The 23,558-nt window shown below is 56.6% G+C and carries 17 protein-coding genes; 8 read left to right on the top strand and 9 right to left on the bottom strand.

What is annotated here, in order from left to right; all coding sequences use genetic code 11:
* Positions 1–29: 29 nt before the first annotated feature.
* A complete protein-coding gene (locus Poly51_RS14230) occupies positions 30–1,544 on the bottom strand; it encodes a DUF1501 domain-containing protein (RefSeq protein WP_222435861.1) in 1,515 nt (504 codons plus the stop codon).
* 158 nt (positions 1,545–1,702) lie between these two features.
* Positions 1,703–3,628: a DUF1800 domain-containing protein gene (locus Poly51_RS14225; protein WP_186775545.1), complete on the bottom strand. Its 1,926-nt coding sequence runs from the start codon at positions 3,626–3,628 to the stop codon at positions 1,703–1,705.
* A 282-nt stretch (positions 3,629–3,910) separates the two neighbouring features.
* On the opposite strand from Poly51_RS14225, the gene Poly51_RS14220 reads away from it, so the two are divergent.
* The gene (locus Poly51_RS14220; RefSeq protein WP_146458413.1) at positions 3,911–4,900 is read left to right on the top strand and encodes a phosphotransferase; all 990 of its coding nucleotides are present in this window, start codon (positions 3,911–3,913) and stop codon (positions 4,898–4,900) included.
* A 26-nt stretch (positions 4,901–4,926) separates the two neighbouring features.
* On the opposite strand, the gene Poly51_RS14215 is transcribed toward Poly51_RS14220, so the two are convergent.
* The 5 genes from Poly51_RS14215 to Poly51_RS14195 all read right to left on the bottom strand — a co-directional run bounded on the left by Poly51_RS14215 (position 4,927) and on the right by Poly51_RS14195 (position 11,069).
* Positions 4,927–6,441, bottom strand: a complete 1,515-nt coding sequence (locus tag Poly51_RS14215; RefSeq protein ID WP_146458412.1) for a hypothetical protein — start codon at positions 6,439–6,441, stop codon at positions 4,927–4,929.
* Between the two features lie 31 nt (positions 6,442–6,472).
* The gene (locus tag Poly51_RS14210; RefSeq protein WP_146458411.1) at positions 6,473–7,276 is read right to left on the bottom strand and encodes a type III pantothenate kinase; all 804 of its coding nucleotides are present in this window, start codon (positions 7,274–7,276) and stop codon (positions 6,473–6,475) included.
* Complete coding sequence (obgE, locus tag Poly51_RS14205) at positions 7,273–8,415, bottom strand: GTPase ObgE (protein ID WP_146458410.1); 1,143 nt, start codon at positions 8,413–8,415, stop codon at positions 7,273–7,275. The genes Poly51_RS14210 and obgE overlap by 4 nt, the downstream gene beginning before the upstream one ends.
* An 85-nt stretch (positions 8,416–8,500) precedes the next feature.
* A complete protein-coding gene (locus Poly51_RS14200; RefSeq protein ID WP_146458409.1) occupies positions 8,501–9,499 on the bottom strand; it encodes a hypothetical protein in 999 nt (332 codons plus the stop codon).
* Positions 9,500–9,557: 58 nt separating this feature from the next.
* Complete coding sequence (locus Poly51_RS14195) at positions 9,558–11,069, bottom strand: hypothetical protein (protein WP_146458408.1); 1,512 nt, start codon at positions 11,067–11,069, stop codon at positions 9,558–9,560.
* Between the two features lie 801 nt (positions 11,070–11,870).
* On the opposite strand from Poly51_RS14195, the gene Poly51_RS14190 reads away from it, so the two are divergent.
* The 4 genes from Poly51_RS14190 to Poly51_RS14175 all read left to right on the top strand — a co-directional run bounded on the left by Poly51_RS14190 (position 11,871) and on the right by Poly51_RS14175 (position 16,238).
* The gene (locus Poly51_RS14190) at positions 11,871–13,544 is read left to right on the top strand and encodes a sigma-70 family RNA polymerase sigma factor (protein WP_146458407.1); all 1,674 of its coding nucleotides are present in this window, start codon (positions 11,871–11,873) and stop codon (positions 13,542–13,544) included.
* A gap of 164 nt (positions 13,545–13,708) precedes the next feature.
* Complete coding sequence (locus Poly51_RS14185; protein ID WP_146458406.1) at positions 13,709–14,644, top strand: aldo/keto reductase; 936 nt, start codon at positions 13,709–13,711, stop codon at positions 14,642–14,644.
* A gap of 162 nt (positions 14,645–14,806) precedes the next feature.
* Positions 14,807–15,634: a sugar phosphate isomerase/epimerase family protein gene (locus tag Poly51_RS14180; protein ID WP_146458405.1), complete on the top strand. Its 828-nt coding sequence runs from the start codon at positions 14,807–14,809 to the stop codon at positions 15,632–15,634.
* Between the two features lie 73 nt (positions 15,635–15,707).
* Positions 15,708–16,238: a DUF3299 domain-containing protein gene (locus Poly51_RS14175; RefSeq protein WP_146458404.1), complete on the top strand. Its 531-nt coding sequence runs from the start codon at positions 15,708–15,710 to the stop codon at positions 16,236–16,238.
* Between the two features lie 53 nt (positions 16,239–16,291).
* Here the strand turns inward: Poly51_RS14175 and Poly51_RS14170 are convergent, their stop codons facing one another.
* Positions 16,292–17,470: an aldose 1-epimerase family protein gene (locus tag Poly51_RS14170; protein WP_146458403.1), complete on the bottom strand. Its 1,179-nt coding sequence runs from the start codon at positions 17,468–17,470 to the stop codon at positions 16,292–16,294.
* A gap of 215 nt (positions 17,471–17,685) precedes the next feature.
* Between Poly51_RS14170 and Poly51_RS14165 the strand changes: the two genes are divergently transcribed.
* From Poly51_RS14165 to Poly51_RS14155, 3 genes are all read left to right on the top strand, one after another.
* Positions 17,686–18,936: a hypothetical protein gene (locus Poly51_RS14165; protein WP_146458402.1), complete on the top strand. Its 1,251-nt coding sequence runs from the start codon at positions 17,686–17,688 to the stop codon at positions 18,934–18,936.
* Between the two features lie 101 nt (positions 18,937–19,037).
* Complete coding sequence (locus Poly51_RS14160) at positions 19,038–20,093, top strand: sugar phosphate isomerase/epimerase family protein (protein WP_146458401.1); 1,056 nt, start codon at positions 19,038–19,040, stop codon at positions 20,091–20,093.
* A 106-nt stretch (positions 20,094–20,199) separates the two neighbouring features.
* Positions 20,200–21,339 (top strand): Gfo/Idh/MocA family protein, encoded by a 1,140-nt coding sequence (locus tag Poly51_RS14155; protein ID WP_146458400.1) that lies wholly within the window; start codon positions 20,200–20,202, stop codon positions 21,337–21,339.
* 251 nt (positions 21,340–21,590) lie between these two features.
* Here Poly51_RS14155 and Poly51_RS14150 read toward each other — a convergent pair whose 3' ends face one another.
* Positions 21,591–23,414 carry a sensor histidine kinase gene (locus tag Poly51_RS14150; RefSeq protein WP_146458399.1) on the bottom strand — a complete coding sequence of 608 codons (1,824 nt, stop codon included), beginning with the start codon at positions 23,412–23,414 and terminating at the stop codon, positions 21,591–21,593.
* Positions 23,415–23,558 lie beyond the last annotated feature (144 nt).

Here is a 23,558-nt window from a genome sequence, read left to right as displayed (position 1 = left end):
ACTCCCGCAGGAAAGACGAAAACGCCTGCTTACGCAAACAGGCTCAGCGGCGTGAGCCCGCTAAAGTTACTGAGGTTGGGCAGCACGTCAGCTAGATCGCTGTTTGAAACACCAAACCATGTGGCCAGTTCGGCGTTGTATTGGTCAACCGACGTCGTCGGGATCAACCGACCGCGACCCAAATCGATCGTTGATCCGTTGAAGGTCGGCGTCTTCAAGTTCGTTGGATAGTCGCCTCGGATGTTTCCACCGGCGATCTCGCCGCCCATCACGATATGGTTGCCGCCCCAAGCGTGGTCCGATCCGCTTCCGTTGCTCGATAATGTTCTCGCGAAATCCGAAGCCGTGAATGTCACGACATTGTCTTCGACACCCAACTCGACCGTGGCTTGATAGAAAGAACTCAGCCCGTTGCTCAGAATCTCCATGTAATTGTCATGATTGGTCAGCAAGCTGGCATGATGATCAAAGCTGCCAAGGTCGACGAAGAACACTTGGCGACGCTGCCCCAACCCAGTCCCACTTTCACGAGCACCAATGACCTGGGCAACTCGTTTCATCCTTTGGCTGAACGAGTCGGTATCGAATACCGTGTTGACCGTAACCGCGCTGACCGCATTGTTGAAATCCAACGCCGACTGCATCGAAAGCAAGTGCGACTGAGCCAACGTTTTCGACAACAGATCGTCGTACGTCTGACCCAACAAGCCGCTACGCATCACATTGAACGCCCGGTTTCGATTATTTGACGCATTTGCCGGGTTTGGCGAGTAATTGAAGACGCCCGTTGCACCGCCCGCCGAACCCGTATCGATCGAGTAGGGATTCACCGTGCTGCCGGTTTGAAACTTATTCACGCCGGACAACGAAATGTTCATCGAAATCGACGAGGGGTCATTCATCGAATACAGCAGGTCGGCCATCTTGCCGCCCCAACCCTTCAAGTGCGATCGGTCCTGGGGAACACTCGACATCCAGTGCCGTTGAAGATCCGAATGAGAAAACAGACCCACCGGCAAGTTCGACCGGGCCTGATAACTGGCGTAGTCGGTGGGCTCGATCAGCGACCCAACATTGGCAATGAACGACAATTTCCCGTTGTTGTAAAGGCCGCGGATTCCGTTGCCGCCGGTTGCTGCCGAATTCAGGTTACTGACCTCGTCGCCCAACCGAGGGTGAACCCCGAACGTTCGTCCCGATGGCCCGGCGATATCGAGCAACGAATCGGCACCCTGTTCAGGAATCGCAATGCCGTCGCCTGTGGGAACGCCATTGAGCGAACTACCACGGGCTTCGCTATAGCTTAGGTATTCGCTGCCCTTGGGAGCGAGCATATTGAACGAGTCGTTGCCGCCCTTGAGGAACACGCAAACGAGCGCCTTGTGGTCGGATGGTCCACTACCAGCGGCAAGCGTTTGCGTCGCTTGCAAATTCAGGAATGCCGAAACCAGCGACAGATTGCTCATCATGCCGCAGCCAACCGCCGCGGTTTTCAGAACGTTTCGTCGAGAAGTGCCGTCGTCTGATTTTCGATTGAATTGCATGGTCATCAAACCAGGAATGGATGTGCTGAAAATTGATTGAGTTGTCTACGATCGAGCTTCTACTTTTACCCCGACATCGCGGACTCACGTCGTCGGCCGTCGGCCGTTGCCGATGCCTTGCACCTTGCACCTTGCACCTTGAACCTTGCGAACATCGACTACTCTTCGATCATGCAGTTCGGCGACGTCAACACAGCGATCAATGTCTCTTCCAAACGAACCTCGGCATCCGATGCCGTACTTGCGTTTGCATACGTTTGCAGCGCACCGATGATGATGGACTTGGAATCCTCGTTTAGCGTTCCGTTGCACAATCGCAAGTCCAGATCTTGCAGCAAATCCCGCATCCCGGCGGGCGTGGCAACCATCGCCATCTCGTCGGCCAGATCGAAGGTGATCTTGTTAGTGAAGGTGTAGCCGTTGCCGTTGTACAACGTGTTGGAGATATTCCCGGCTCGCAACCAACTGATGAACTTGTTGGTTGCCCTGTTGGCAACCACCGCGTCCATGATCTGGAACTCGGGCGCATAGAGTCCTGAAGATGGGATCAGCCGCGAAGGTTGAAAGTCAGTGATATCGCCCGGCGGTTGAAAATCAGGCAGATAGAAGTTGAAGACGCTAGGCGACAGGTAGGGCTCCTGCCCAAAGTCGCTGTTGCTATACCGGATCATCATCGAACCAACGGGGCTGTCACTGGTCGGATTCAAGGCGCGAATCATGGCCGTCACACGCAACAAAGGTTCTCGCAGACGCGTAAACTCGGTTCCCCGTTCGGTGACTTCGACACGGTCGGGCAAGCGTTTTCGCGAGATGCGTTGGCCGCGTGAAAGTTCCGGATCCAACAAAATCGCCTTCAGCACCGCACGGAAATCGCCCTTTACGCCCGATCCATTGTCATTGAACGTCGTCGCCACGCGGCGAATGTAACTTCGCGTCGGATTCGACTTGACCATTCGCTGGATCAACAAGCGACTGATGAATGGCCCAACATTCGGGTGATTAAAAATCACGTCCAAGCCCTCGTCCACCTCCTGTTTTACCAAAATGACGTTGGCCGCCGTGTTGCTTAGCGTTGAGGGCATTTGGGTTGTCAGCGTTGACCCTAAAAACGTTTTTGCTTCTGGCGCACCGGGCGTTTCGCTGTAATTTCGATTGTTGTCGTGTTCGGGCGGGAAAATCAGCATCGGCTGATTGTGATTCCACATGCCGTAGAAGTTCGTGTTGGTGTTATTGTTCTTGAACCCCGTGAACAAACGTGCGAGCGACTTGATGTCTTCGTTGTCATACGTCGGAATCAATTCGCCTTGGCTCGTCAAAACGGGACGGCCGTCAACGTGCAGTTTGTACAGCCCGATCGAAAACAGCTGCATGATTTCGCGAGCATAGTTCTCGTCGGGAAAACGCTGGCCCGCGACGTTTGCCTTGCGATTGCCGATATGGCTGAGGTAGTTGCCCATGATCGGCGAATACGTCATCGTCGAAAGCAAATCGCGGTAGTTTCCGAACGCGTTGTCGACCAAAACTTCGTCGTAGTAGCGGACCGTCCCCAACCAGGTTCCGTCACCACTGAAATCAGCCGTCGTATTCGTAAACGAATCGCCAGCGGTCACGAAAATCTGTGATAGGGCCCAAGCAAAACGCTGGCGAAGCTGGTCGTCGCTTCGCAGGGCGATGTCCCACCACGCTTGGTTTCGATAACGGGGGACGTAGGCGTTGGTTTGCGTATTGGTAAGACCGTCTTGGCTTAGCATTTGTGAAACGGTTTCGACATGGCTGCGGACAAAGTTGCCCGACGAGGGGTTGTCGACCATATCGAACTGATCATCAATCCATTCTTCGCACGCGCGGCGGTAACCGACCTGTCGAATCCGACTCGCCAATTGGTCGATCCCTGATTCGGTCGGCCCAAAGGTTGCCTTGGACAAAAAATGGGCCGCTTTGATCTTGGCTTCGATCAACCGGGCTTCCGAAGCATTGGCGGCAACGAAGGTGCCTGCCTGGGATGCTGGCGAGAAGATCGCGACAGCCAGAACGAAAATGAAAGCCGCGGTGCAGAACCTAACCGAGAGACGCAACTGAGACATCGTGACTCCCATGCAATGCATGGCCTGGGCGAACGAGGATTCGGCCAGAATGACCGAAGCCAGAAAACTTTATTCGCCAGTCCTCGCTTAGGGTTCCCACAGAACCCATGTCGGGATGTGACGATCAGAATAGCGGCGAAATGATAAGTTCCCTCCCCAGCGAATACTATTACGAATCCCATGATTTTTTCGGAATTCGCCAAACGCCTTCAAAGGGAAAAACAAAGATAGTCTCTGCAGACTTCTATCCATTTCTCCCCCTCCCCAAACCGCTTAGCCACCATGCATCACGATGTCGAACCGTGGATCCTTGAAATGACGGGGGCTTCTCGCATCAGCCGATGGGAAAAACTGCAAACGCTTTGGAGCGGTTATGGACAAATTTGGCGAGTTTCATTGCAAGGTGGGCGGGCCGAATCGATGATCGTCAAACACGTTCGGCCACCGGTGGTGGAAAACCTACCCACGGAAGCGGACGGTGACGTGTCGCATCAACGAAAGTTGCGAAGCTATGAAGTTGAAGCGAACTGGTACGAACATTGGAGCGGAAAACTGACCGACGGCTGCCGGATCGCTGGCTGTGATGGAATCTCGCGTGCCGATGGCGGCATCGTCTTTTTGCTCGAAGACTTGGATGCGGCCGGCTTTGCGTCGCGTTTTTCGTCCGCCGACGCCAACACGGTAAAAGCCGGCTTGGAATGGTTGGCTCGGTTTCATATGCGTTTCCTCCACTGCCAGCCGGCGGGTTTGTGGGAAACGGGCAGCTACTGGCATCTGGCCACTCGTCGGCAAGAATGGCATGTGATGGCGGACCACCATCCGCTCAAACCGTTGGCAACCGCCATCGACGAACAACTAAGTCGGTGCCGCTTTCCCACTATTATTCATGGCGACGCGAAGACCGATAATTTCTGCGTCGCGCCGGATGGCAGGTCCGTCGCCGCGGTTGATTTTCAATACGTTGGCGGCGGCTGTGCAATGAAGGACGTCGTCTACTTTTTGGAAAGCGCAACGGGCGATTCGGATCGGCAATCTCAAGGCGATTCGCTGCTGGATCGATACTTTGCAGAATGCCGACGGCATTGGCCCGGCAATGGAGGTGAGTCCAGCGACGCAGGTGACTTCGACGACTTCGAATCGGAATGCCGCCGGCTTTATGTCTTTGCGTGGGCTGACTTCGAGCGATTTTTGGCGGGTTGGTGCCGCCAACCGATCGCGACACGTGGCTATCGATTCTCGATGATGCAGCGAGTGATGAATGAACTTCGCTGAGGTGAATCGCCTTGCACAGCCCGTTGCTACGGATGGACCAGCTTGATGGCTTCGATAACCGCTGCCGTGTCCACGTCTTCGACTTGGCCGCTGAGGGTTCCCAGAATTTGGATCGCTTCCTCGCGATAGCCTTGATCGCTGACGGGCGCGATCGCTTGATAGGCGGCCATCGATGCTTGCCGTGTCGGGCCTTCGGGGATCGAGAACGTGGCCAACCGGTTGGCGAGCGAAAGCGGGAACTCGTCAAACTTGAACGTTCGATTCATGGCGTTGTATCGCACGACTAGAAAATCGGCACCGACTTCGACAATCACCACTCGAAAATCGCTGGTGACTTCGAAGTCATTGCCAACCTGCAACGACTCGACACCCTTTTCGACGCCGCCACGATAGTAGGTTGCCAAATCGGCTAACTGATACAGTCCCTTAACGCGAATCTTTTGTTCGCCTTGCATTGGAAGTCGCTGCGTGGCTTCGGCGGCCGACTTCATCTCGGACCAATTCGGCTGGCGCAACAGACTGGTCACTCGTGCGATTTCGGCATCCGCTTTTGCGATGTCCGCTGCGGTGACTTCACTCGCGACTGTTGGTGCCGCTGTCATTCCGGCGGACATGCCACCGTCTTGATTCATGTCCTGAACCGATGCGTTCATTTGCTCTGCGGCGACCTCCGGTGCAACCGATGGTTGCAGTTCCGTGATCGACGGTTGCGGCGGTTCCATGTCGCCACCCATCTTTCCCATCACGGGATCGAATCGCCGGGGTCTGGCCGTGTCATTGTCCGGGTCGAGGGGGCGCGGATCGGCAACGGATGTCGATCCCGTGGTTGACCCCGCGGATGATCCAGGACCCGTCGAGATCGTCAGCGATCCATCCTTGCTTGTGATTGCCAGCGACCCAGGTCCAAAAAGCAAGAAATACGATAACACGCCGATGGCAGCCAACATCCCCAGCAAAAACGTTCCCATCATCAGCGTCCCCACCATCGAACGGCGACGTGTCTTGATCGGCCTAACCTTGCGGATGACGGGTGTGGCGATTGCTGCGGGTGCAACGTATTGCTGAACGGGTGTCGCCGCAGCGGGTCCCGACGGAGCGCCGAAAATTCCGGGCGGAATTGCGTTGGGCTCAGGCGTGGCAACGGGTGTTGGTGTGGAAGCGGCTGTGACCGGCGCCAACGGATTGCTCGGCGGCAGCATGCCGGCGAGCGGATCGACCTTCGCAGCGGGCGTTTGGGCAGCGGTTGTCGGACTGGGTGTCTCGTCAACCGCAATGATGCCGAAGCGTGCATCGAGTTCGGCTTTCTTGGCGGGATCCGCCAACGTGACTCGCGCGGCTTGAACCAATTGAGCCGCTTGTTTCCACAGCGCCGGCGGCGTTGCATCTTTCACCCCACGCAACCGAGCCACGGTGGCCTGTACCGCCGAGGCAATGGTCGGCAGATCTTGTTCACCGGCCTCAAGTCCAAAAATCTGGTAAGGATGAGGCGCTGAATTGGTATCACCAATTGGCAAGAGATCAGAAAGCTTTTGGGCCGACATGATGATGGAGGGGTTGCAGCGTCGAAAGGAATCAGCGGGAACTTAAGTTTAATAGACCGCGACACACCAGGTTCGGTTTTTGATGATGGGCGTGTCGAAGGTGAGCTGACAGCACCAGCGAGTCTCCGCCCGTCAAAATGACCGGAACGGTATCGTCCGATCCAGATGCTTGTTGCCACGACTCGATGTAACGCTGGGTCAGGCCGTCGATGGCGGCTGCCAAACCGACCAGGATGCCCGCGTAAATGGCATCGGCCGTGTTCGTTGCCGGAATCCGAACTTGATGGGGTTCGGACCAATCGATTTGAGGCAGGGCATCGGTGCCCATCGCTAGTGCTCGCGATTGCAGGCTCAATCCCGGTAAAATCGCTCCGCCGCAAAATCGGCCTGCTCCATCCACCCAGTCGACCGTCACGGCAGATCCGGCGTCGATGACGACCAGCGGGCCGCAGGAGCCCGAATTGGGTGAAGAATCTCTCGTGATGCGACGCGCCTGAAACGCACTGAGCAGCCGATCGATGCCCAGTCGGTCGGGAAAATCAACCGCAACCGGCATGGGCACGTCATGGTGGGTCACCAATTCGATGGACGCCGACGGTGCAGCAATTCGAACGGCGTCAACCAATCGATCAGCGGCGCGTTGATGCACCGATGCGATACGCCATTGCATGTCCTTGCACCCGAGCCGATCGCGGACCCAAGTGATCGCCGATTGATGCCAATCGGTATGGCTGATGACAATGGAATGATCAACGATCGCATCCCCTTGTTCGACGGCCAATTTGACCGCCGTATTCCCAACATCGACCGCGACCATGCATGCGGTCGACGTCACAGATCAATGTCCTTGGCTTGCAGGCCATCAGAAAGACCGGACGTCGGGCCGGCCAAGTGAGGCGGCAATCGTTTCGGTCGATCGGTTTCGATCGGTCGGACATCGGTTTCGCGAAGCAGCGTGACTTCTTCGCCGGCGGCGATCATCGCTTCGCGTCGTTTCTCGACACGGCCAGCGATCTCGGCAACCAATTCGGTTAGCCCTCGACCGACGACCGCACTGATCAGGTAGACGTCGTTCCCGGTCAGATGATGAAGCGCGGCGCGAACGTCTTCGGCGCCCGGCAACTCACTTTTCGTAACAACGATGATTTCTTCTCGCTCGGCCAACGAAGCATCGTACTGGGCCAACTCGGCTCGGATCGCTTGGTAGTTTTCGATCGGGTCGGTTTCATCCGTGGGTGCAGGTTCGACCAAGTGGACCAACAACCCGGCGCGTTCGACGTGACGAAGGAACTCGTGCCCCAGCCCAAGGCCTTCGCTGGCCCCTTCGATCAATCCGGGGATATCGGCCAAGACAAACGACTTTTCGCCCAAGTCGACGATGCCAAGGTTGGGGTGCTTGGTCGTGAATGGATAGTCGGCGATTTCCGGTCGCGCGCTGCTGATGCGGCTCAACAGGGTGCTCTTGCCCGCGTTGGGCATGCCCACCAAGCCGACGTCGGCGATCGATTTGAGTTCCAAGATCACCAACCGGACTTCACCGGCCGATCCTGGTTCACAGTGGCGTGGGGCTCGATCGTTGGCGGTCTTGAAGTGGGCGTTCCCACGACCGCCACGTCCCCCGCGGGCGACGACGAACGAGTCACCGGGTCGCTTCAGATCGCGAATCACGAAACCGCCCGCCGCGTCGATCACGGTGGTGCCCGGCGGCACGTAGAGAACTTGATCTTTTGCGCCCCTCCCGTAGCGTTTGGAGCCTTCGCCGGGGCCGCCGTTCTTGGCGCGATAGAACTGCCGGTTGGCCAGGGCCGCAAGCGAATTGACGCCCAACCGAGCTTCTAAAATGATGCTGGCACCGTCACCGCCATCGCCGCCATCGGGACCGCCACGAGGCACGAATTTTTCGCGCCGCATGCTGGTACAACCGTCGCCGCCCTTGCCGGCTTGCAATTCAATCTGGATGCGATCGACGAACATGAACGAGCCGGCCTGGGTAAAAACGAAGCGAAACTAGGGGATTCGCTTCATCATAGCCACAACCGACGCCAAACCGTAGAGCCGCCTAGCGGAAGATCCAACGGTAATCCAGACGCTCGGACAGCCCGTACTGCTTCAAGATGTACTGTTGTTCGCTATCGTTGGCATAGGCTGGAACGCCGAACAGAATTTGATCGTCAACCTGGTTCATCGAATCGCCGGGGCGATAGAAGTTCAGCTGCAAGGCCTTGCGACGGTACGGTGCCTTGGGGCCTTCGCCGTCTTGTTCGAAGGCATTGGTCAGTCCAAAGACTTCGACCGACACGAAGTCCAAGTTCGGGTCGACGTCTTCCCACGTTGCCACACCCCAGACGCCATCACCCGATTCGTCGGCACCGTACGGCACACTGACTCGCGTGATTTCGACCGAGTTATAAAGCGGCGCGGTGATCTGTTCGCGGACTTTGATTTTGTCTTTGACGGCCGGCAAAATGTTGTCGACATAGTCCTGATCGCTGACCTGGTCGCGAAGGACCAGCATCGGGAAGAACCGACGCGATTCGTAGTGAACTTCTTCGACGCGTTTGTAGATCGACACGCCGGCGACCTTGTCGGGCGCGGGACGCAGATCGCCACCGCGATAACGGACGCGGTAGACCATGTACCAAATCAGTTTGCGTTGCATCCGTCCGTCCGCGCGAGGCACATCCAAATACATATGACGCAGCGGCTTGAACGCGAACTCGAACGCATAAATCTCGCGACGCAGGATGACCTGCTTTGCCATTTCGACCAGGGTTCGGCTGCGCGGATCAAAGTGTGGCTCGCCGTCGGGATGGGTTGCCCCACCGAACTGGATCTCGGGGTGAGCTTCCAAGAGTGACTGCAGCGTTTGCGGGCCGTCGAATGTTTCGTCGGGCTCTGGTGCTGGCGGAATCACTTGCAGCACGCCCGGCGCGAAACGGCTCTCTTCCGTCGTCGATGGATCCTTCTTGGCACCGTTCTGTGCGGTCGCCGATCCGGCAATTCCGGTCACCACCAAGGTCGTGGTCAATACGATTTTAGAGATACGTCCGAGCAACATGTTTTACTACCGTCGTTTTGCTTTGCCAAAGGTTGGCCGGCTATCGATGCGATCGCACCTATTTGTGGTCGCTTGCTGATTGTACTTCGGAACTATCGTCGCGGCGTGGTTTTGCTCGCGAGATTCGGGTCTCGCCGTCAAGCACGTACTTTCCGCTGACCATTTCGCCATCGGCCGACTTTCGATCCAGCAACCGCAGCGAGCCACCCAGTTGGTGATCCGAACCGGCAAAGACCGACGCATTCCTGGACTCCATCGTGAACGTTGCCAGCACGCGCCGCCCCGAATCGTCGGACAAATGCATCAACGTCCACTGAATCGGCACGCCCTCAACCGCGCCCGTCGCGGCCACTCGCAGCACCCTCAGCCCCGTTTCGCCGACCCGTTCTTCGGCCGAAACGATATCAGCCAGTTGTTCGCCGAGGGTCTTTTTGATGTCTTCCTCAAACGCATCGAGCGTCCACTGGGATCCCTTCGGCAGCGTCGCGAGCGGCCGAAAATCGCACTGGGCGATGCTGCGGTCATTTTCGATCATCCGCATCATCGCCGCGCCGGGAACGTCCGACATCATTCGCCAGCGACGATCCATCAGCACGCCGATGCCCAGTTCATCGCTCTTCAAATCCACATAAAGGCGGTCTTCCGGAATCGGTGCCGTGGGGTTCACTTTCGTCTTGGATGCCGCCAACGCGACCGGTTGGGCCATCGGTTTGCGGACCATTTTGATCGTCGCCGAAACGTCAAATCCAGGTTCCGCTTTGCCGATTTCGCGAGTCTCATGGACCGCCATGGCCAGCCACGTACATGCGCCCAGCTTGCGATCGAACGTCAACTTGCCGACCGTTCGCACGATCGTGGGGACGCCTTCGATCGATCCGTCCACGTCACCGGTGAATTGAATTTTGGCTTCTTGGGCCGTGATCGAAACGACTTCCGCAACGACCTTGGACGCTTCGACCGACGACAGGCTGAGCGCCGCGGCGAGCGATTCCATCGACGGCGAATACTTTGTCCCCGTCGCAACCGCCTCGGTCGGCAGCAATCCGTCCAAGCCAAGGCTGGACGCCGGCGTCCGCAGCAGATCCAGCTCGTCACGGCGAAAATAATCGTCGACTGCGAAAACCACTTCGGGTGTCACGTCATGTCGAACGACCGTGCTGCGAACAGAATCTCGCAATTCGCAAACGGTATCGGTCTTGTTCAGCGTGCTTTTTCGCTCGGCCGTGTGGTAGTGCCGTTCTGCCATCACGATGGTCGGATCGTTGGCGTTTTTGCGCGTCACACGTTCTTCGTAGTCCAGCACAGCCTTGCTGGTGATCGGTAACTGGATCTCGCTTTCGCGCGACACCAATGCGTTCTTGGGAAGGTTGACGTTCCCTTCCACTTCAAGTTCGCAGCGAACACGAAAGAGGTTTTGCTTTGGATTGGGGCGCAGCATGACCGAGCCGGCGGCCGATCCCGCCGCCATTGCCGAACCTCCCAGCGGTGCCATGAAACTGGTGGCAGCAGCAGAAGCGGCGATCAAAAAGTGTCGGCGGTCGGTTGAGCTTCGAAAGGCTTTGGATTGCATCGGTAACCGGTCGGATGTTCGAGTCACAAAACAGCGGTTTCACCTACATCGACTGATCGGGCCAAATCGGTTGAATGGAAATTTTTTTACAACCCGCCTGATACACAACCCGCCACCCGCCCGACAACTCGATCAGCCGTCATCTCGCGGAAGGCCTCGCGGATCCCAGACGCACACATTGCCCGGTTTTGGCGCAACCTGACCTTTTGCTCTCATTTTGCGACTGCCAAATTTGCAATCGGATGCAAGAGTTACAAGGCCGTTTGGGTGATCCGGCTGCGTCCGGGACTCGCCGACCTTCGTCCAACAGCCGTAAACCCTGCGGTGCAAAGGGTTTGTTAGGAAAATCGCCGGGACTTTTCCGATTTGGGACGACTTTGGCCCAAAATTTCCTACTAGTTGTGGTGGTCAGTTGGGCATCCAGGTGCTCTCCATCGACTCGGACGAACTCAAATGGCCGTTTTCATTCACTCTGAATGGGGTGGGTGAAACGGATTGAACCGAGTTTTTTGGCGAACTTTCTGGATTTTCGGTTGGTCATGGCTCATAACTACGCGGATTAAATTGACGCGTAGTGGACAATGGAGTGGGCGGCAAGGAGCCGTCCATCGTGAACAGGGCAATCAGACGGCGGTGACCAAACGTGTCACGGCCATCACCGATTCCTTTTTCACACCCCTGAAACAAATCGCTCTACGGATTGAGCGACACCCGGGAAAAACAATCGGTAGACAGTCGAGCGATCCGCCGGGGTCGCAGGGAAACGGAATCGACGACCTACCAGGAACGGGAGAATTGGCGATGCACGAAGATTATCGCGACGTGAAAATCAAGGAACTACGAGACCAACTGACTCGCTTTGCCCCCAAGGCAAAGAAGCTCGAGCAGGCTAACCTTGCAGAAAAACTGTACGGCGAGATCGAAGCCGATCGCTCCTACGCTTTTGATTACCTCTGTTTCCGAATCACCAACTATCGACCCGAAAAGGCGACCCGGCACAGCATCGCCGAAGCCGATCTGAAGCACGATCTGCGACTGTTGATCGAAGACCTCAGCGATTCGGCCGACGTCGAAGTCAACGAGGCCGGCGAACCGGTTCACACGGTCGATGAACTCAGCAAGATGTTTCGGGTTTCCACCAAGACAATCAGCCGCTGGCGTGACGCCGGTTTGGTCAGCCGTCGAATGTTGTTCGGCGGACGCAAACGCGTCGGATTCTTGCACAGCAGTGTCGAGCGATTCGTCGCCGCCAATCGTGACAAGATCCGTCGCGGCGAACGATTCAGCCAACTGACCGAAGACGAGAAGAGCGAGATGATCGAACGGGCTCGTCAAATGGTCGAGGCCGGATCGACGTTGTCGGAAGTCACTCGTCAACTCGCCAATCAAATGGGTCGCAGCCCTGAAACGATTCGCTACACATTGAAAAATTTCGACGCCGATCATCAAACCGTCGCGATCTTCCCGAGCCATCGCGGTGTGTTGACCGAAGACGACAAGCGAGCGATCTTCAAACTGCATACGCACGGTGCGTCCGTGCCACAATTGTGCAAGCGATTCAACCGCACGCGGACCAGCATCGGACGCATCCTGCTGGATATGCGATTGGAACAGATTGGCGAATTGCCGCTGGACCATATCTACAACGAGGACTTTGACGACGTTTCGCGAGAAGCCGAATACCTTGGCCCGCTGCCCGAACCGGCTACGGCGCCGCGCAAGGTACGTGTGCCTGCGGGGCTTCCAAGTTACTTGGCGGCGCTTTACGACGTGGCCCTTTTGACACGCGAACAGGAATACCACCTGTTCCGTCAAATGAACTACTACAAGCACAAAGCGAGTCGCTTGCGTGACAGTTTGGAAACAGCCGAAGCCAACAAAACGGCGATCATGGACGAGATCGATGATCTTTACGAAGCCGCCGTGTTGGTCAAGAACAAGATCGTGCAAAGCAACTTGCGTTTGGTCGTTTCGATCGCCAAGCGTCACGTCGCCAGCACCGATGACTTCTTTGGTTTGGTGTCCGACGGCAACATGTCGTTGATTCGCGCCGCCGAGAAGTTCGACTATTCGCGAGGCAATAAGTTTAGCACGTATGCATCGTGGGCGATCATGAAAAACTTCGCTCGCACGATCCCCAGCGAGTACAAGCACCGCGATCGCTTCCGAACCACGACCGAAGAGTTGTTCGTGTCTCGCCAAGACGAACGAATGGATCCGTATGCCGAAGAAACGGTCCAGAAGACTCGCCAACGCGAGCTTTCCAAGATCCTCAATCGCTTGGACGAACGCGAGCAAAAGATCATCACCGCACGATTCGGCCTCGGCCGCGGCAGCGAACCGCTGACGTTGAAGCAAGTCGGTGAAGAAATGGGCGTTACTAAAGAACGCATTCGTCAACTGGAAGCTCGCGCATTGTCGAAACTGCGTGAAGCAGCCGACGAAGCCAAGATTGACATCGAATTGGGTGCATAAGGTCGACGCGGCTGATGCCGTGCGAGTCAACACGTCGCCGTAGGCAACGTCCGGCGACCGATTTCATGAAGCCGCGCTCGGGTGCTCCGAGTGCGGCCTTTTTTTTGGTAAGCTGTCGCCCAGTTCACCTATTCAATCACTCTATTCGCCTTGAACTCCCAAATATGGAAAAGCGTCATCTCGCGGGCACCGATCTGGACCTCCCCGTACTCGGATTTGGTGCCTCGTCGATCGGCGCCGAGTTCAGGAAGATTGATCTCGGCGACGCCTTGCAAGCCGTCCACGTCGCGCTCGATCGTGGCATGAATTACATCGACACCGCGGCGTACTACGGTCGCGGCATGAGCGAATTGATGTTGGGGCGGGTGCTGCCCGAGATCCCGCGCGACTCGTACGCGATCAGCACCAAGCTGGGACGGTTCGCGCCAGCCCACTTCGATTTCAGTGCTCGCCGAGTCGCCGAAAGTATCGACATCTCGTTGGAACGGATGCGGATCGATCACATCGATATTGTCTTCTGTCACGACATCGAATTTGTCGACCTGGACCAGATCGTCAATGAAACGCTGCCGGCATTGCGGAAGGAAGTCGAAAAGGGAAAGGTCCGGTACATCGGCGTCAGCGGTTACCCGATGAAGATGTTCACCGAAATGATTCGGCGAACCGACTTGGACGTCGTGCTGACGTACAACCACTACACCCTTCAAAACGACATGGCGCTGGCACTGGTCGAACCCTGCAAAGCGAAGAACGTGGGCCTGATCAACGCGGCCCCGTTCTCGGCGCGTTTATTGACCGATGCAACATTGCCCGTGTGGCACAAAGCAACGCCGGAAGTTCGCGAAGTCGCCGCCAAGGCCAGCGCGCACTGCAAAGCGGCGGGCACCGACATCGCCAAGTTGGCGCTGCAATACAGTTGCGCCAACAAGGAATTCGCAAGCTGTGTGACGGGTTCGGCCAACCCCGAACGCGTGTCCCAGTGGTGTGATTGGCTGGACGAACCCATGGACGAAACTTTGGTGGCAGAAGTCAAGAAAATTTTGAAGCCGATTCACAATTGGGTGTACGTCGAAGGACGCCCCGAAAACAACGACGCCTAGCAGCCTGCTGAAAAAGGGGTCTGACCCTCTCCGACGTTTCGAATTCACAATGTTTCAGCAACGTCTCCAGAGGGTCGGACACTTATTTTTCGCTCATTCCTAATTCCTTGACTGGGGCGTTTGTATTCCAACCTTTCACTTTCACACCGATCATTCACTGCCATGAAGTCTTGCATCACCATCAGCCTTGTCGAAGAAGCCCGCGGCGGACCGTTTGTCCTTTGGGATGGACTCGAAAAATCGATCGCCTTCGCGGCCGAATTGGGTTACGACGCGGTCGAGATTTTCGCGGCGGATTTTGCCGGCGGCCCTGAATCGATCGACGCGGCCGCGCTGAAATCGATGTTGGACAATGCGGGTTTGAAATGTGCCGCGTTCGGGACGGGTGCCGGTTGGGTGAAACATAAGTTGCAGTTGGCCGACCCCGACGCAGGCCGACGTTCGACGGCGAGAGACTTCGTTCGCACCATCATCGACTTTGCCGGCCAATTTGGGGCCAGCGCGATCATCGGATCGATGCAGGGGCCGAGCGGTCACACCGGCGATCTGGAAACGGCGCGAGGCTATCTGTGCGAAGCACTCCAGGATGGCGGTGCTCACGCGGTCCAGTACGGCGTCCCGCTGATCTACGAACCGCTGAACCGTTACGAGACGCGGCAATGCTGTACGGTCGCCCAGGGTGTATCGATGCTGGAGTCGCTGGCGACCGACAACGTGCGTCTGTTGTGCGACCTATTCCACATGAATATCGAAGAATCTAGCATCGCGGATGCCCTGATTACCGGTGGAAAACATGTCGGACATATCCACTTCGTCGACAGCAATCGCCGGCCCGTTGGACTGGGGCACATGCAGTTTGGTCCCATCATCGCCGCACTCAGGAAAATCGGATACGACGGCTATTTGTGCGCCGAGGCGTTTCCATTCCCCGATCCGCACGAAGCAGCCCGACAAACGATGCGGGCATACCGCTATTGGACCGGCACTTGATTGATATGTCGGCCGAATCGATCGCTGGGGTATAATCGGACGTAGGTTCCCCCGCTGCTCTCGTAGGTCCGATATGTCCATTTGCTGCCGAGCCATCATCACCGCCGCCATTTTGGTCGCCTGTGCCCCCGCGATGGCGGAAGAACAGGCGACCGGCAATGGCACGAAAGTGATCGACCAATCCAGCAGTGCAGCCTCCAAGGCCAAGGGCGAAATCAACTTTGACGATTTGAAATTTGAAATCGAAAAAGACGCCTCCTTTGCACCCGAGATGCTCTCTGACGACGTCAAGCAATTGGATGGCAAGAAAGTCAAATTGCGCGGCTACATCCTGCCGGCAACCCTCTTCAAAGAAACGGGCATCGACCAATTCGTGTTGGTGCGAGACAACCAGGAGTGCTGCTTTGGGCCCGGCGCAGCCCTTTTCGATTGTGTGATCATCGAAATGGAACCGGGCAAGACGACCGATTTTGTGACGCGTCCCGTCACTGTCGAAGGCAAGTTCAAGATCGATACCGAAAAGTACAAATATCCCGGTGGCGTGGGGCCAAAGGGAGCGAGCCATTTCGCGATCTTCAAGATCGACGGGATGTCGGTTAAGTAACGCCCTAGCGCAGAGAAAAAGTCGGAACCAATGGTTGATTCGGTCCGATGCTTTCACGCACCCGGCGACCATCCCGGTCGCGGCAGAGCGTGGATCTCGGGCTGATCGTCACCTCGCAACGCTTTGATTTTGTCAGACATCACGCGAACCGATTCCGCATCGACCAGCGGATGCAGTTTGACGCGGAACAATTCCGTCTCACCACCAGGGATTTCGACGACTCGGCCCTGCGCCTGTTCGAACGAATGAGTGTTGGGGTAATTGGTGGCAGGCTCCATCCCGACGACGTAGCCATCGCCTTCGGCGGCGGTGTTTTTCCACAAAATGAAACGGGGCAGTCCGCGAACGTTAACGGTCACCCCCAAGCCTGTCGCACCGTCGGCAGACTTCAACATCACCTTCGAATGATGATGATCGTCGGCACGCAACTTGGCGAAGTACACCCGTTCGGTATAACCCGACTCAGGCGCATCGAATTGGTTCCAACGGTCCATTTCGCCGGCCGACAATGAATCTTTGGGAGCAAGCGAATCCAGCGGCGCTTCGAAAGTCGCTCCTTCGCCAAGTACGGGCGAACCGATATTGATGTGATACAGCAGTTGAACCGTTGTCGGTGTGGTCAGATCGTTGGTGACGTCGTCCAGCAATTCGACGTCAGCGGTGCCGGCTTGAAAACGAATGCGACTCTTCATGCGAAGTCGTTTGATGAACAATCGCGACTCCAAGACTTCGCCGATAACCTCCAGTCGACCCGATGCTTCATCAAACTCGATCGCCAACGACGTGGCGGGCAAGTTTCCGATGCGTCCGTGCAGGGGATAGACGAGTCGGCCGCTGGAGTCATGTTCGGGTGCGCCGTTGCTTTCCAACCCACATCGGACGACCAGTTCATCGAAACCTTCGAGCCACCCAATTCCGTTGGGGTCAAATACGGGGACCAGCGACGGGTGGACCGGGCCGGCGACGGGTGAATTCCACTTAAACGCGATCCCACTGGCCTCCATTCGCCAAATCGACATACCGCGACCGGGTAAGATCATGGCTCGGACGCTGCCCGTATCGACTTCGATCACCTCGACTCGGTCGGCAGCACCGCCCGCGAAGTGGCCATGACGGACCGAGATCGAGCCGGCGCGAGTTTCGACGTCCATCGATAGCGGCGAATCGTCGCTCCATTGAATGGTTTCGGCGGGGTCGCGGCGGTTGCGAAGATTGACGGATTGTGTGGCCATGGTGAAAGAAATCGATGGAAAGAGGAATTCTTGTTGATCAAAATTGGTGGGCTTTGTTCCGGAAGGTTCGCTGATGCGACTTCTTGCCCGGTGCGCAGATGCCCAATAAAACAGACGCCTAATAAAACACCTGAGACCGCTGTCGGATACCGAACGGCAAAAATTTCACTCCTATACCTACACCTAACCTCCAACCGATAGAAGTCACGGCAACGATGAGCAACGTCAAACTCGATGAAGGCCTGATCCAAGGCGATAGCGTTCGTGCCCTGCTGGATTCGGCGATGAATGCCGGCGATGGCTTGCTGCGATTGACGCCGACTTGGGTTCCCCGTTCGTTCCTTCATCCGGGACGACGCATCAAGTTGCATCCCGGCGATTATTACCGATTCGGTGCCGATCGTGGTGGCATCGACGAACGATGGTTCGGCAGCACCACCGAAGCCGCCAACGAGGGGAGAGTCTGGCACGAGGGGCTCAGTTTCTGTTTGCACGATGGCAAAAAGTTCTTGCTCAAAGACGCGATTGCCGAACGTGGCGCCGACATTGTCGGCAAGAAAATTTTCGACCAGTACGATCGTTGGCCGGTGTACTCGAAGTTCTTCGACAACATGGGCCCGATCCCTCACCACATGCACCAATCGTTTGAAGACGCGAAGTTGGTGGGCCAGGAAGGCAAGCCCGAAAGCTATTACTTCCCGCCACAATTGAACAACGTCGACAATAACTTTGCCTACACGTTCATGGGATTGGAGCCCGGCACCCAGCCCGAAGACGTACGGCGATGTCTGGAGAACTGGAATGCGGGTGACAACGGCATTCTTGATCTCAGCCGTGCCTACCGACTCAAACGGGGAACCGGTTGGCTGATTCCGCCCGGTGTGTTGCACGCGCCCGGATCGCTTTGTACTTACGAACCCCAATGGGGCAGCGATGTGTTCGGCATGTATCAATCGATCGTCGAAGGCCGCTATGTGCCGTGGTCGCTTTTGGTCAAGGACATGCCTGAGGAAAAACACCAAGACCTCGACTTCATCGTCGGACAATTGGATTGGGACAAGAACGTGGACACCCACTTCAAAAACAGCAACTACCTTGAACCCGTCCGCGATGAAGACCGCAGCGGCGATGGGTTCGAGGACCTGTGGATCGTGTACGGCACGGTCGATGGCCGTCAATTGTTCAGCGCGAAAGAGTTGACGATCCAGCCCGGCGCGAAATGCACGCTAAAAGACCCCGGCGCCAGCAGCTGGATCACCGTGCAAGGTCGAGGCCGCATGGGCAAACTCGATCTGCAAACTCCGGCGATGATCCGCTTCGGCGAAAACACGTCCGACGAAGTTTTTATCTCGCACACCGCGGCAACCGGGGGTGTTGAAATCGAAAATCTTGGCACCGAACCGTTGGTCGGTCTGCGATACTTCGGTCCCGATACACACGGCAACCTGCCGAAGGCCGGAAGCTAACCCCTACGCCAGGCTGCCCCGCCTGACACGCAACAACCACGTCAGCGTAGAACGGCTAACGTACGCTCATCAACTTTCCCTCTCAACCGACAAGCATCGACATGACCAATCATCCCAACCAATTTCCGAAACTTCACAATGCGGCTTGGCCTGGCGTCGTCGGTAAGGGCGGCGAGGGGGATGATCCCTGCATTCCGCTGGACGAAATGTTGGACATGACAGCGGCGGCGGAAGTCGACGGACGTAAATTTGATGGCGTCGATATCTTCTTGTTCGATCCGCACGTTTCGATCGATGCCACCGATGCAGAGCTAGAAGCGTTGGCCGAAAGTGTTCGCAGTCGTGGACTGGTGATCGGCAGCGTTGTCGCGCCGGTGTGGGAACCGACCGGCGGTGGTTCGGCGGCGGGTGATCCCGATCAAGTCGAAGCGTTTTTGACGCAAGTCCGTAAAGGATGCACGATCGCCAAAAAACTGCGAGAACTTGGCGTTCGACCCTATGGCGTCGTTCGGCTGGACACAGCAACCTCGGTCGCCGATTGGGTCCAGGATCCACAAGCGAATCAGTCGAAGATCGCCGACACTTTGAAGGCGGCCTGTGATATCGCGGAAGAGTACGACGAGCGACTGGCGGCCGAAGGCGAAATTTGTTGGGGCGGGATGCAGTCATGGCGAAAGATGGTCGACCTGCTCGAACGGGTCGGGCATCCCGAGCGATTGGGTTTCCAAGCCGACATGGCGCACACGTTGTTGTATCTGCTGGGTTACAACGCGCCCGAAGACGCGATCTTGCCAAGCGATTTTGATTGGAACGACAAGTCCAAGAAAGCGGCGGCGCTGAAGGAACTGACCCACGCGCTGCGTCCTTGGACAATCGACTTTCACGTTGCTCAAAACGATGCCACCGTCCACGGCACCGGTTCGCATGACAAGACAGGTCGCCACTGCTTGCCCAACGATCCCAACGGCAAACTGGACATCGCCACCGATGCCGGACACTGGTTGCGCGACGAACATGGCGATGTGTTGACGACGTGCAAACACATTTGTTGGGACGGATGCATGTTCCCCAACGACGTGATGAAGAAGCCCGATACGTGGAACAGCATTCTGTCAGCGATGCTATCGGTCCAAGATGCGCATGGATGGAACGAGTAGGCTTGTCGCTTGAATCATGGGTCGGGCCGACACTCTCGTCATCTCGTTCCCGCTTTTGTTTTGACGACATTGCAGTCGTCGTTCTTCGAGATCTAAATCAGAGACTATGAAATCACTCAACATTGGCTTGATCGGTTACGGCTTCATGGGCCGGACTCACTCCAACGGTTACAAACGCGTCAACGACTTTTTCCCGGAACTGAAACATCGCCCGGTTCTGAAAGCCGTTTGCGGACGGAACGCCGAAAAGGTCCAAGCGTTTGCCGATCAATGGCAATACGAGTCGATTGAAACCGATTGGAAGTCGCTGATCGCTCGTGACGATATTGACGCGGTCGACATTTGCACGCCGAACAATTCGCACGCCGAGATCGCGATCGCTGCGGCCGCAGCGGGCAAGATGATCCTGTGCGAAAAGCCGTTGGCGCTGACGCCCGAAGAAGGCGTGCGGATGTGCGAAGCGGTCGAAAAGGCCGGCGTCGCCAATACGGTTTGGTACAACTATCGCCGTGTGCCGGCGGTAACCTTGGCCAAGCAATTGATCGACGAAGGCAAACTAGGAACGATCTATCACTATCGTGCCAATTTTTTACAAGACTGGACGATCAACGAAGATCTGCCCCAGGGCGGCGAGGCGCTGTGGCGATTGGATGCCGCGGCGGCGGGGTCGGGCGTGACGGGCGACTTATTGGCCCACTGTATCGATACCGCAATTTGGTTGAACGGATCGATCAAAGACGTCAGCGCGATGACGGAAACGTTTGTCAAAGAACGGATGCACAACGAGACGGGCAAGAAAGAGAAGGTCACGATCGATGACGCGTGTGCGTTCATGTGCCACTTCGAAAACGGATCGTTGGGGCTATTCGAATCGACGCGATACGCTCGCGGCCATAAGGCGCTTTACACGCTGGAAATCAACGGTCGCGACGCTTCGATCCGCTGGGACCTGCACGACTTGCACCGCTTGCAGTACTTCGACAACAGTGATGAAGGCCGGCTGAAAGGCTGGCGTTCGATCCACGTTTCGGACCATTCCGGCGACCAACCGTACATGGACAAGTGGTGGGTGCCAGGATTGCAAATCGGTTACGAGCACACGTTCGTGCACCAAGTCGCCGACTTCATCAGCTCACTGGAAAGTGGCGAAGCGATGCACCCGAGTTTCCGCGACGCGTTGGAAACCCAACAGGTTTGCGAAGCGGTTCTTGATAGTGCAAAAGAACGCGCCTGGAAAAACGTCTAGGCGACGACGCGATTCTTACGGCGACGGTGGCCCGCCACCATCGCGATTGCACCACCGAAACCGAGCGTGGCGAGGCTGGGAAAGTTCCGGATCGGTGATGGTCGAAACGACAAACAGGGGGGGGCGGAGACATCGGTACCAACCGAATGGAACGAGAAGACTGTAGAACGTGAACGATTCGCAAAGCAATATCTTGCTTCGCGATCGATCCGGCAATTTGGTCGATTGCCGTGATGGCTTTCACCCAATGGTCAGGCGGACGCCGCTTCGACGGGGGACACAGAAGCTTCACCCGAGCGACGGTCAACCAATCGCCACGGCAACGTCACCCAGAACGAACTGCCTCGCCCCAGTTCGCTTTGAAAGTCGACCTCGCCGCCAAGTAGCTTCGCCAATTCTTTGACGATCGACAGGCCTAACCCAGTGCCCGCATATTCGCGGGTCAGTCCTTCGCCGTCGAGCACTTTGCCGCTTTGGCGAAACTTTTCGAAAATGATCGGTTGATCTTCTTCGGCGATACCCACGCCGGTGTCGGTGACTTCCAATCGGAATCGCCCGCGATCAAGGTTGGTGATCGAAACAGTGATCATGCCTCCTTCGGGCGTGAACTTGATCGCGTTGCTGAGCAGGTTGTTGATGATCTGGCCAAGCTTGTTGGGATCTTGGAATGCGATCGGCAAATTATCCGGCAGCTTCATCGACAGCGAGATGTTTTTGTCTTCGCTAAGCGAATGGATCATGTCGCACTGGGCGGAAACCAAACGGGCCAAGTCAAAGTCGCTGCGTTTGACTTCCATTTTACCGGCTTCGACTTTGGCCAGGTCCAAAATGTCGTTGATCATCTCCAGCAGCAGCCGGCCACTCTTTTGAATGTTCGACGCATAGCGACGTTGTTTGTCGTTCAGCGAATCGATGCCTTGCAGGACTTCCGAGAATCCGATGATGCTGTTCAGCGGTGTTCGCAGTTCGTGGCTCATGTTGGCAAGGAAGTCGCTCTTGAGCCGGTTGGCTTCGTAGAGTTGCAAGTTCAGTTGTGCCAGTTGATCGACCCGCGCGTCGAGTTCTTCGTTGACCTCTTGGATCTGGTCTTGCGTTTCGGTCATGTGGCGAAGCATTCGATTGAACGCGTCTGCAAGTTCGCGGAACTCGTCTTCGGTTTCGATCACGGCGCGCTGGTTGGTGTCACCGTGGGTGATCGCGTCGCTGACGTCACGCAGGTGGTACATCGGGTACAGCACCAAGTGTCGCAGAATCCAGTGCAAGAAAAACAGCGTGACGGCGATGATCAACATACAAAGCGAAACAACGATGGCGCGAATCATCGTCGTTTGTTGCTGGGTTTGTTCGTACGGCATCGTGACTTTCATGACACGAAACGGGTACTGCATGGCCAACTTTTTGGGCGCCTCGTTGTTATCCAACGAAAACGTGCCAGGCATCGCGTGACACTGCATGCATTCGTGCGTCGAAAAGATCGGCGTGTAGTACGCATAGCGACCGTCGACGGGACCGACTTCGTCGTAGATTTGCGGCGCCATCGAAATCAAACTGGACCCGATCGGGCTCATCGGCTCGTTCTCACCCAGATCCAACGGCGTCGATACATCGGGTCGATTGACGGCGATCTGTCGCGCAAGTCGCTCGCGAAACTGGGTTTCAAGTTCTTCCAGTCGCGCGATCTCTTTGGGATCACTCGGCAACTCGATCGCCGGCAAGTTGGCGTACTTCACCGAATCGGTCAGCCCCAGGATCTCGTACTCGATGCTGGATTCCAACGTGTCGTACTCGTCGTCCAGCATGATGTCGCGGAGGCCGTTCAGGACTTCACGTTTCAGGCCGACTTGTTCCTGGGATTGATCAGCGGACCAAATCGCGTCGTTGTGCAGTCGAAGCACTTCGGCGGCGTAAAAGTCGCGGGCTCGCGTGCGGGTGGTGTTTTTGACCAGCTTTTGGCCCAGCATTTCCACGACCAAAAACGCCCCGAACATCAACACCATCAGCGCCGACCCGAAGAACAGAAGGCACTTCCGTTCCAGGCTCATCGACGAAAACAGGCCCTGAAGTAGGCGAATCATGTCTATTTGTCCGGTTGAACAGCGGCCGTCGTGGCCGGAGGGTCCGACCGGCCGATCGGCGAGGCTGAGGCGGGAGTCTGACGAATTTCCCGGTTTGATGGCACCCGAATTCCGTCGTCAGGATCGGCAAAACCCCACCTCGCT

The organism is Rubripirellula tenax (assembly GCF_007860125.1).
GTDB lineage: Bacteria > Planctomycetota > Planctomycetia > Pirellulales > Pirellulaceae > Rubripirellula > Rubripirellula tenax.
The sequence above is the reverse complement of the archived record's forward strand: the minus strand, read 5'-3'. Positions and strand labels throughout refer to the sequence as shown.

What these genes read in the sequence shown, in the direction of transcription:
- Poly51_RS14230 (WP_222435861.1), bottom strand. Translation starts at nt 1,544, where the DNA reads ATGCAATTCAATCGAAAATCAGACGACGGCACTTCTCGACGAAACGTT.
- Poly51_RS14225 (WP_186775545.1), bottom strand. Translation starts at nt 3,628, where the DNA reads ATGTCTCAGTTGCGTCTCTCGGTTAGGTTCTGCACCGCGGCTTTCATT.
- Poly51_RS14220 (WP_146458413.1), top strand. Translation starts at nt 3,911, where the DNA reads ATGCATCACGATGTCGAACCGTGGATCCTTGAAATGACGGGGGCTTCT.
- Poly51_RS14215 (WP_146458412.1), bottom strand. Translation starts at nt 6,441, where the DNA reads ATGTCGGCCCAAAAGCTTTCTGATCTCTTGCCAATTGGTGATACCAAT.
- obgE (WP_146458410.1), bottom strand. Translation starts at nt 8,415, where the DNA reads ATGTTCGTCGATCGCATCCAGATTGAATTGCAAGCCGGCAAGGGCGGC.
- Poly51_RS14200 (WP_146458409.1), bottom strand. Translation starts at nt 9,499, where the DNA reads ATGTTGCTCGGACGTATCTCTAAAATCGTATTGACCACGACCTTGGTG.
- Poly51_RS14195 (WP_146458408.1), bottom strand. Translation starts at nt 11,069, where the DNA reads ATGCAATCCAAAGCCTTTCGAAGCTCAACCGACCGCCGACACTTTTTG.
- Poly51_RS14190 (WP_146458407.1), top strand. Translation starts at nt 11,871, where the DNA reads ATGCACGAAGATTATCGCGACGTGAAAATCAAGGAACTACGAGACCAA.
- Poly51_RS14185 (WP_146458406.1), top strand. Translation starts at nt 13,709, where the DNA reads ATGGAAAAGCGTCATCTCGCGGGCACCGATCTGGACCTCCCCGTACTC.
- Poly51_RS14180 (WP_146458405.1), top strand. Translation starts at nt 14,807, where the DNA reads ATGAAGTCTTGCATCACCATCAGCCTTGTCGAAGAAGCCCGCGGCGGA.
- Poly51_RS14175 (WP_146458404.1), top strand. Translation starts at nt 15,708, where the DNA reads ATGTCCATTTGCTGCCGAGCCATCATCACCGCCGCCATTTTGGTCGCC.
- Poly51_RS14170 (WP_146458403.1), bottom strand. Translation starts at nt 17,470, where the DNA reads ATGGCCACACAATCCGTCAATCTTCGCAACCGCCGCGACCCCGCCGAA.
- Poly51_RS14165 (WP_146458402.1), top strand. Translation starts at nt 17,686, where the DNA reads ATGAGCAACGTCAAACTCGATGAAGGCCTGATCCAAGGCGATAGCGTT.
- Poly51_RS14160 (WP_146458401.1), top strand. Translation starts at nt 19,038, where the DNA reads ATGACCAATCATCCCAACCAATTTCCGAAACTTCACAATGCGGCTTGG.
- Poly51_RS14155 (WP_146458400.1), top strand. Translation starts at nt 20,200, where the DNA reads ATGAAATCACTCAACATTGGCTTGATCGGTTACGGCTTCATGGGCCGG.
- Poly51_RS14150 (WP_146458399.1), bottom strand. Translation starts at nt 23,414, where the DNA reads ATGATTCGCCTACTTCAGGGCCTGTTTTCGTCGATGAGCCTGGAACGG.